Origin of the sequence: Lactobacillus sp. ESL0260 (genome assembly GCF_003692935.1) — a bacterium.
Lineage (GTDB): Bacteria > Bacillota > Bacilli > Lactobacillales > Lactobacillaceae > Lactobacillus > Lactobacillus melliventris.
Genome location: NZ_REHO01000016.1, coordinates 1 through 8,850, shown reverse-complemented (window position 1 = coordinate 8,850; position 8,850 = coordinate 1). Strand labels below are relative to the sequence as shown.

Below are 8,850 nucleotides of genomic sequence, written 5' to 3'. Positions count from 1 at the left end.
TGCAGCAAAAAAATGTTTGTGAATTTGAAGCCGTATAGCAAAAGGGAAGACTGATTTAACAGCCTTCCCTTTTTTCGTTACCTGGTAATTTCACAATTAGACCAATTGCTTCATACCAGCTTATTTGTTACTTTTAATCTTTAACTTTAAATTGCTCCGTATGCTTCGTAAATTAATAAGAAAATCACTTTGATAGCAGCAGTAAATTAAAAACTTGTTTACTTGTCTTACAGGCTACCAATTAGAAGAACAGGAATATTAGCAAAAACTTCATTATCAATCCATTGCTTCAATTGAGTAATTGATTCTTGAGCCAATTTTTTATCTGAACCCTTTAATTTATTAGCCAATTTTTCGGCAGTGACTAGCTTTTTTGCTATTTTCTCTTTAGAAGTATTAGTGATCATTTCTACTTCGGTTTTTATTAATGGTTTAAGAGATTTTTTATGACCATTTACATTGTATGTCCCGGTTAAAAAATTAGTCCAAAACTTATATTTGCCATTTTGCGACACAATATGAACTAAAGAACCATTTTCTACTGATATAGCGCGATCTATTTTGAATAACATGTTTTTAGCGAAAACTTTTTTAGCATGCTTCAAACTATATTTTTTAAGTAAGCCATTTTTTCTTTGATACAATCCGCCATCAGTAGTAGCTATATTTTTAGCTAACTTGAAAACATAGCCAGCTTTAGTCAGTTTGTTAGACCATGTTTTATCAGACACACCCTGATTATTGACTACAGTATTTGTATCGCTTACGTCAGCTGCTTTAACAGGCACATAATTACTGCTTGTTGCACTAAATATCAAGCTTGCACCAAAAACAGCTGCAAATGCTGCTATACTAAGTGATCTTTTCATTTTTACCCAACCTACTTTGATTTAATACCAGCCATGAGCTTGCCAAAATGCTTTAGCTTTTACCCAACTTCCACTATAACGTTTGTGAATATATATCGTAGCAGCTTTTTCTTGATTAGCTATACTATAGTCGCCATTAAGATATGCTTTATCTAACTGAAAGCGACCGTAATGCGTACCGTTAGAAACATAATAATTGTATCCTGATTCTCTCTTTGCAATCCAAAGTTTAGCTGAACGTTCTGCACTACTTAAACTATCATAATATTTTTTCTTAATACTTGCTGGTACACCATCATAAGGTCCGAACGCCTGAGGTCCTACTACGTTTTCTACAGAGCCAACATTTTGTGGCAAATAAATAGGCGTACCATTAGGTAAGGCTTTATCGGGATCGATATTATCATTTAAAGCTTCAACTACAGACAAATCTAAATTATTATTAATTGCAATTTGTCTTAATGAATCGTTATCATAGTTTGCTACAGGATTTATATCATATTTAGAAACAGGACTTTCTACACTATCACTTGTTGCCTCAGCTTTGACACTTGTTACCGCTAATGGAGTTGCAACTGTCGCAAAGGTTGCAGCAGCAACACCTAATCCAACAACATACTTAAATTTCATAATTAATTCTCCTATAAACGTATATTAAAATATTATAATGATATAATGCCTTAATAAATTAATATTTTAATATCGAGATTATATATCTTTAATTAATTTTATTCAATTATTTATACCTATAAAAATAGCCTAAGATAAAATCTTAGGCCTCACTTTTGTACTACTTAAGTAGTTCGTTAAGAATATCTTTGACGATATTCAACACATCTCGAATTGCGGTAATTACAAGATACAAAAGAATTAGAATTAGAACATCAGACACGTCTTTTCACCTCCTTTATGAGAAGCCAGTCAACTTCTCAAGATAGTGCACTAAACGCGCAGGATTATTTTACCAAATTTTTATTTTCATGATATAATTTTTATAGAATTAGATAACGTCAGACATGTTTAACTAAACGTGTAAGCAGGTTCAGTCACTTGCAAGACGTCTAAGGCGGTCCACAAGGATCGCTTTTTTTATATATTTATTTTTTATTCTCTTCTAACTTACCAACAACAGCTTGCCTAATTTAGCCCCTATTAGCCCCTGTGAGCCGTTTTTTCGCCCCCGGGTATACTTACACCTGATTTTCCACCAAATGGACGACTTCCTAGCAAAAATGACTGTCCCAATTTTTTAAAAGTAAACAAAATCATTCCTCAACTATTTTGCCTACTTTTATTTTTTACCCCCCCGCTCTCCATTACATCTAAAGTGAACCTGGCATTCAGCGGAGCTAAAATACGGTTTTTGATACGATCTTTGCCTTTAGAAGAATGCTGCTCTACCAGGATTTGTAACAATCCCAATGTGGGACTGTCAGCTCCCTTTCACAAACCCAGATGAGGCTTTTGGCTCTACACCAATATTCACAACAGTCCCACGGTGGGATATTTCGCAAAAAAAGTGCTAGCAGGCAGCTGCTGTTAGAAAACGCTTGGCACCGCCAAGCTATCACCTTACGTTAAGTAAGTGATAGCAGTTCTCCTTATGCTCTTTCCTAAAAATTTGTGAAATTCCAAGATATAGGTAACAAAACAACTTTATCTAATCCGATAAATGACAACGAACGACCAATATAAATCAACATCAAGAACCAGGTTAATCTCCTACAAGCAAAACTAAAACACTACTCGACACCCTAACCTGCAAATAAACCATGAAAGACTGCTGAACCAAAATCTACTACGCCAGCTGCTCCACCTAAACCTAAAACAAGATCAAATAATTAACCTAAACTGCCAATTACTGTTCCCTGCAGTGGGCACACTGGCCCCATAAGGTAACTAACATAACCGCAAAGCGGTTAGTTAGGTAATTTCCCCTTGCGATAAGGAGAAGAAACTATCTAACTAACCGCTTTGTCGATTGTTGGTTACTAATCTGGTCACAAAGAACCAGCATACATTTAAGCTAAAAAACGCCCTGCACAGTAGCCGAGCCGTTGTTTTTTGTCGCTCCAAAATATGATCTGAAGGTCTGGGCAACGCCATATGCTAACCCCAGCCAATAGTACCTCGTACTATGTTCTGTCCTTGCTACTGCCGTATGTTCCACTGCTGCCTGCTCGCCTTACGCATGAGTAATTCTGACCAGACAGTAGTCGTCTGTACCGCCCTGACCTGGTTCGCTTAACTGCTGGTCGTCACCGCCACTTGCCCCACTGCATTCGTTACGTGCTTTCGGAAATAGATTTATTACTTGAAATGGCTCTATTAAACCTGTCCCTTTTTTCAACTTTGTCCTGTTGGTTCGCTTGATAACGGAAAAGACCTCCGGGCTAATCTTTTAACTCGAAGGTCTTTTTAACTTCATCTCTTGAATTTTTAAGTATTTTTGTTATACTTAATTTAATTGATGAAGCTAATCTGTTACCCTGCAAAAGTTTGAGATTAGCTTTTTTCATGCCTTGATTGTCCTTATTGGCAATCAAGGCATTTTATTTGCTTGTTAAAGTAATCATACCATAGAAATATCAAATTCTACTAATTTTTTTAAAATTAATAGTCTTTTAGACTGAGAGTAGTATTCTATCAAGCTTAAAAGCTTTCTAGATTAACAACAAATTGCTGCCAGCGTGTTTTAATGGCTAATTATCATTAATCTAATAAATTATATAATTCAACTACCTGCTCATTAAGTTCTTGTATGATTTACGCAATTTGCTAAATCTGCTTTGTAGGCATTCAACTACGTCTTGTTTTAGTTTGATTATAAGCATTTTGTACCAATCCAGCAGCCACATTCTTGGTTAATGGTACTTTTAACTTTTTTGCTTGGATCATTAATGTATCAGTAGCTGTCTGTTTTTTATCTGCACCAGATTTCTCACTTTTAATAGCTTCCTCGTTAACTAAAACTTGAGCAAGCTTATACCATACATCTAACTTATCTGCTAAAGATTTATTACGTTCTTTAATATATGGATAAATACCAACAAGAATAAACGCAATTATTACAGCTAGCGTGCTTAACAATTGTAAAATAGACGTTAATTTATCCATCAATATCACTTCTCTCCTTGACAGTAGTAAATTGTGCTGCCTTTAATTTACGAATTTTTTCTTTTAAATGATCAATTTCATTTTCATCATTAAGAAACTTTGTACGATAGTATTTTACTTCGTTATATAATCGTCGCCGTTCTTTATCATTTGCAGTATTTCTTGTTTTTACATGCCACTGATAAAAATTGATTAGCATTGAAACGAGTCCACAAAAGGCAGTTGAGGTTAGCAAAATTATCAGTTTTTTATACATTATGCATATTCCTCCTTGCTATTTTGGTTTGTATAAAAGAAAGAGTCTCAACAGTAAGTGAGCTGTTTGAGACTTTTAAATATTTTATGATCTATTTATAAAACTTATTACTACTCTGGGTCATTCCAAGTAATTTCATAAATTCTACTGTGCAAAGTCTTTAATGTAGTTGCGTCATGATATGAGACCGTTAAATATGCATCATTTTTATTAATTACTTGAATACTTTCAAACTCAGTAACAAATTTACTCCGATCTAAGACTGAACCATTATTGTGATCATTATTATTAGCATTCAAATTAATTCTATGCCAGTTCTCTGTGCTATTCCAATCCACTAATCCATTCGGCAGTTTTTGATAACCATAAGGTATTTTATAAATATAACGATCTTGAGCTACCCCTTGACCTACATCATCTGTTTTAGGTGCAGCTTCACTTGAAATATAGATATTTTTTTTATCGTCTATATCAAAGCCCTGAATTGATCCAACAGCAGATGTAAAATTCTCAATTTTAAATGCATAAGAACAACGAAATTGATCAAGCGGATAATTTGTAGGACCACCATTGAGAGCTTTATTAATTTCATTCACTGAGTAGAAACCAAAATGAGCCGTTCCACTTGTATCAATAGTAACAATCAACATATCTAGATAATTTGGAGAAACCGCAGCTTCGGATCTAAGCAAATTAACTCCTGGATAAACTACATTATCATCATAGCCTGCTCCTGCTCTATTAAGAGCTGACAACCTAGGCATCTGTGTATTTTTCGTATATTTTTTATTTTGAAATTTTACCCTTGCTATTTGAGTAGCCCAGTAATATTTAGAGCTTGAAAGTTTTTTAGGTTTTGTACCAATAAACCACTCACCATTGCCGTTAGGTCCAGCATATTCCCAAGTTTGTGTATGAGAACCTGCTGTACCACTCTTTTTAGCACCCTTTAAAAATAACCGAAAATGCTTTTCGCCTTTTGTAAATTGTGCATTAAATCCATCTTTTCTTGCTCTATAAACTACAGTATCTGTACCTTTGGCCAATTGCTGCAACGCATATATATATTTAGTTGCTACATTACCTTTTTGAACAACTACCTGATGGAGACCATTCAATTCATATTTCAAACTTGGCGTTACACTAGATACTTTTCTCATATCGAAACTCCTTTACTAATTGAAAAAATAATTATCTATCCAAATCTTTAATCTCGAGATCATAATTAAAATAGCACGTAAGGAGGAATTAAGCCGACTAATGTCGGCTTAATTCTTTGTTGGAGGAATTGTGCAAGTTTTAAGCAAAAAAAAAACAATGAGGATTCATTGCTTTTTATATTTAACTTTATTCTTTTATATTTTTTCTATGTTGGCTGGCGTGACATCAGCTGCTGTATTTATTGGCTTTAAATGATTGCCAAAAGTATATTTAGCAGTCGAAGCTTTCACAAAATTACAGTTTGACATCGATGAAGGTGAATCTAAAACTTCATAAAATAGTTCTGCTTTTTTATCTGCTGGAACCCATATATATCTTAATCCTGTAACCGAAACCGTATCACCTGAACTAAACCATGAATCGTCCGCAAATTCTCCTTTTATATTATAAAGATATGCGTCATTCACAAATCTTACATGCATGATATTAGTATACGGTATTAGTTGCTGACGAGGCTGCGTTTTAAGGTCGTCTCTTAAAACAAACAATTTTTTATTGTTTTTTATGCGGAATACTTCTAGAACTCCATTATCAAGCATATCAATTTTAGTCGTCCCTGCTAGTTCTTCTCTATTACTGCGACGATCAACCACTAGTTTCGTACCCTTTTTGACATATTTATTGGTAAATTCACCTTTATTATTAACAAGATTTGCTTTTGTAAAATCTTTATCAGAAGAAAATGGCGATGATGCTATTGTAACAGTAGCATAATTAGTAAATAACTTATTTCCATTGATACTATCAACATTTATAGCTTTAATATAACCGCCATGACCGATGTTGTAGTATTGTTTACCTTTAATTGTTTTATATGGTAGATAATACCAGTTCATATCTTTGTCATTAAAGGAATAACGCTTGGTATCTGGATCAGATAGGGCTTTAATTTTGCCAACATATCTTACTAAAGCACCCTTTTTTAGCAGCCCATTCGTTTTAAGATAAGAATACTTTTTCTTACCCTTTTTGTTATAAACACGAGTCTTATGATTCAAGGTTAGCTTGCCTTGCTCAGAATTTACATTTGACGTAGTAGTTTGAGCTTGATCAATATTAGTTGTAGTAACTGCTAATGATGTTGTTGTCAATATTCCAGCTAATAAGCTAATAAACAATTTTTTGTTAATTTTCATTGTAATTACTCCTTTATCCTTAAATTCTAATAGCTATCTGGTTAATTGTCTATTAAGGCTACCTTTACTGGACCAGGCAACCTAATATAAATATTAGTCGAAGTAGTGCTAAGCCAAATGGCTATCAGTTTTAAAAGATTTATAAAAAACTTCGTGAAAAATAAAGTGCGATCCTCGCATGCAAAAGAGACATACTAGACGTCTAGGCAATCCATTTGGATTGCCTTTTTGTATATCTACACTTTTGAAATCTACGTGTGCTTCTATGTTTTAATAAAACCCTCTTTACTCTTTTGAGGACTTCGTCCTGTTATTGATATATAATAATATATAGAAATATATAGTAATATATAGCAATATAAGAGAAATATATATGAAAGATATAAGAGAAATAATTGATATAATAGTACCTACAGCATCTAATAAAGAAGTAGCAAGATATAGAACAAGGATTAATTCGTATATAAAAAAATATAAGATAATATATAAAAAAGAAAATAGAAAAATGGTTCTTGATGAATCAGAAGCGAAGAAAGTCATTGCTCATTTTAAAAATGGTGAAGTAGGTTCTGCTAGATCAATTAGTAAAACTGATTACGTCAGACATTTGGAAGAAAAAGTAGCGAAACAACAAGAAGAAATTGATCAGCTTAATAATCGATATTTAAGTAAAATCGAGGAGCAGAATAAAGAGTTAAGAGAAGCTAATAGGGCTTTAGGAAAAAAGTTTGATCGGTTAATGCAGCTTATGAACCAACAACAACAGTTACATGGCAGAGACCAAAAGATAAAAGAGCAGGGCTCTTTAGAACGTAAGGAAAGAAACATTGATAATGAACTAAAAGAGCCAGTTCGAAAAAATGAACACTGGTGGCAAAAGATTTTTAAATAATTGGGCATAAGACCTTGAGGCATCTTAAGATCACTTCTAACTGACTTATAATCATTCGCTAACAATAGGGAACTTAATGTTTAAAAGTAACGTATTCAAAGTTATTTTGACAATAATTTCACCTACTATAATATTAATTTTCACTGTATTTTTTAAATAAGTAATCAATATTTCAAATGACTCGTAAGAGTCATTTTTTATTTTATCTTCTAGTTATTAATCTTTGAAAAACTTGATAATTTCATATTATAAAGCACAAATTAACTGGATATTTAACGAACTATATGTTTATATATACATGATTATTTTTTAATATTATTTGTTGACAAATTTTTATGCTGAACTATGGTTTTAATATCAATGTCGACATTGATCTAAAATATTATGAAAGGCGTACTATTATGAAAAGTACCATTAAAAAATTGGGAATTTCTCTTGGGGCAGCAAGTTTTATAGGAACGACTATGGCAACAACTGTAGTAAATACATTTGCTGCTACGGACAACTCCGTAAGTAATTCCAATGAAAATCAAAACAACAGTTCATATGGGGCATTGTACGGTTCATTAACTAAAGATCAACAAGATGAGTTTGATCAAATTGTTAATGGTGCTGGACTTAATGAGGAGCAGCAGAATACTCTCTTACAAGACAAAATTACTGAACAAAACAATAACCTGACACGTGGCTTAAAGTTAGAAACAATTAAGAAAATTGCCAAATACGTTGCTAAAATTACTGGTAACAGTTTAAAAACTAAGCCACTAAAAGCTTTTGTAAACTTTCTAACTGATTATGAAGGTAAAGCTGAAGATGGTATACGATATGCGCTAATTCATTATCTTCACCTTAACAGCACAGTCGCTTACTGGACGGCACGAACAGTCGTATTTATCTATCTTTAAATAATCTAAAAGGTGTGACTATAACATGAATACTACTTTAATAATAATCATTATCTTGGCTCTAGAGCTTCTGCCAATCGATACTTGGCTTGCCAGATACAATATGACGCTTGCTATGCCTATCCTTTTTACTTTAGCGTTGATTGCTGTGTTTCTCCTCTCTTTAGTGGGCTTTTCAAAAGCTTTTCATTGGTATGATTATCTAATAGCAGTTATTACATGTGTTTATGAATGGATGATATTCTTCAAAAATAACAAAAAATAAGCAAACCAAAACTCAAATACGCAAATTAATTACAAATTAAGCAGATTAAATACCTAATCAAAAAAATAATTCCATATATACCAAAGCAACTTAACATAATGTACATTAAGCGAAGTTGCTACGAAACCTAGTGCTACAAGGTTTCAAACTGCAGCAAAAAAATGTTTGTGAATTTGAAGCCGTATAGCA

General features: G+C 33.0%; 10 protein-coding genes. 3 read left to right on the top strand and 7 right to left on the bottom strand.

The genetic code is table 11. The features are described 5' to 3' along the window. Positions 1-227: 227 nt before the first annotated feature. The 7 genes from F5ESL0260_RS09310 to F5ESL0260_RS09285 form a co-directional block, all read right to left on the bottom strand. A complete protein-coding gene (locus F5ESL0260_RS09310; RefSeq protein WP_038521162.1) occupies positions 228-869 on the bottom strand; it encodes a hypothetical protein in 642 nt (213 codons plus the stop codon). A gap of 21 nt (positions 870-890) precedes the next feature. Next, positions 891-1,499, bottom strand: coding sequence for a hypothetical protein (locus F5ESL0260_RS09305; RefSeq protein WP_038521159.1), 609 nt, complete (start codon positions 1,497-1,499; stop codon positions 891-893). 1,396 nt (positions 1,500-2,895) lie between these two features. Continuing rightward, complete coding sequence (locus tag F5ESL0260_RS09480; RefSeq protein ID WP_158593833.1) at positions 2,896-3,039, bottom strand: hypothetical protein; 144 nt, start codon at positions 3,037-3,039, stop codon at positions 2,896-2,898. A gap of 629 nt (positions 3,040-3,668) precedes the next feature. Further along, complete coding sequence (locus tag F5ESL0260_RS09300) at positions 3,669-3,986, bottom strand: phage holin, LLH family (RefSeq protein WP_038521156.1); 318 nt, start codon at positions 3,984-3,986, stop codon at positions 3,669-3,671. Next, positions 3,979-4,242: a hypothetical protein gene (locus F5ESL0260_RS09295; RefSeq protein WP_038521153.1), complete on the bottom strand. Its 264-nt coding sequence runs from the start codon at positions 4,240-4,242 to the stop codon at positions 3,979-3,981. Before F5ESL0260_RS09295 ends, F5ESL0260_RS09300 begins: the two co-directional genes overlap by 8 nt. 110 nt (positions 4,243-4,352) lie before the next feature. Continuing rightward, positions 4,353-5,402, bottom strand: a complete 1,050-nt coding sequence (locus F5ESL0260_RS09290) for a helveticin J family class III bacteriocin (protein ID WP_046333027.1) — start codon at positions 5,400-5,402, stop codon at positions 4,353-4,355. Between the two features lie 195 nt (positions 5,403-5,597). Then, positions 5,598-6,599 (bottom strand): SLAP domain-containing protein, encoded by a 1,002-nt coding sequence (locus F5ESL0260_RS09285; protein ID WP_052059623.1) that lies wholly within the window; start codon positions 6,597-6,599, stop codon positions 5,598-5,600. 373 nt (positions 6,600-6,972) lie between these two features. Between F5ESL0260_RS09285 and F5ESL0260_RS09280 the strand changes: the two genes are divergently transcribed. From F5ESL0260_RS09280 to F5ESL0260_RS09270, 3 genes are all read left to right on the top strand, one after another. Further along, a complete protein-coding gene (locus tag F5ESL0260_RS09280) occupies positions 6,973-7,491 on the top strand; it encodes a hypothetical protein (protein ID WP_038521150.1) in 519 nt (172 codons plus the stop codon). Positions 7,492-7,892: 401 nt separating this feature from the next. Continuing rightward, complete coding sequence (locus F5ESL0260_RS09275; RefSeq protein ID WP_038521147.1) at positions 7,893-8,396, top strand: hypothetical protein; 504 nt, start codon at positions 7,893-7,895, stop codon at positions 8,394-8,396. Positions 8,397-8,421: 25 nt separating this feature from the next. Next, the gene (locus tag F5ESL0260_RS09270) at positions 8,422-8,661 is read left to right on the top strand and encodes a hypothetical protein (RefSeq protein ID WP_038521144.1); all 240 of its coding nucleotides are present in this window, start codon (positions 8,422-8,424) and stop codon (positions 8,659-8,661) included. The last annotated feature ends 189 nt before the right edge of the window (positions 8,662-8,850 follow it).

Bases quoted from the DNA above. Each gene is read 5' to 3' on its own strand.
- F5ESL0260_RS09310 (WP_038521162.1), bottom strand. From the start codon at position 869: ATGAAAAGATCACTTAGTATAGCAGCATTTGCAGCTGTTTTTGGTGCA.
- F5ESL0260_RS09305 (WP_038521159.1), bottom strand. From the start codon at position 1,499: ATGAAATTTAAGTATGTTGTTGGATTAGGTGTTGCTGCTGCAACCTTT.
- F5ESL0260_RS09300 (WP_038521156.1), bottom strand. From the start codon at position 3,986: ATGGATAAATTAACGTCTATTTTACAATTGTTAAGCACGCTAGCTGTA.
- F5ESL0260_RS09295 (WP_038521153.1), bottom strand. From the start codon at position 4,242: ATGTATAAAAAACTGATAATTTTGCTAACCTCAACTGCCTTTTGTGGA.
- F5ESL0260_RS09290 (WP_046333027.1), bottom strand. From the start codon at position 5,402: ATGAGAAAAGTATCTAGTGTAACGCCAAGTTTGAAATATGAATTGAAT.
- F5ESL0260_RS09285 (WP_052059623.1), bottom strand. From the start codon at position 6,599: ATGAAAATTAACAAAAAATTGTTTATTAGCTTATTAGCTGGAATATTG.
- F5ESL0260_RS09280 (WP_038521150.1), top strand. From the start codon at position 6,973: ATGAAAGATATAAGAGAAATAATTGATATAATAGTACCTACAGCATCT.
- F5ESL0260_RS09275 (WP_038521147.1), top strand. From the start codon at position 7,893: ATGAAAAGTACCATTAAAAAATTGGGAATTTCTCTTGGGGCAGCAAGT.
- F5ESL0260_RS09270 (WP_038521144.1), top strand. From the start codon at position 8,422: ATGAATACTACTTTAATAATAATCATTATCTTGGCTCTAGAGCTTCTG.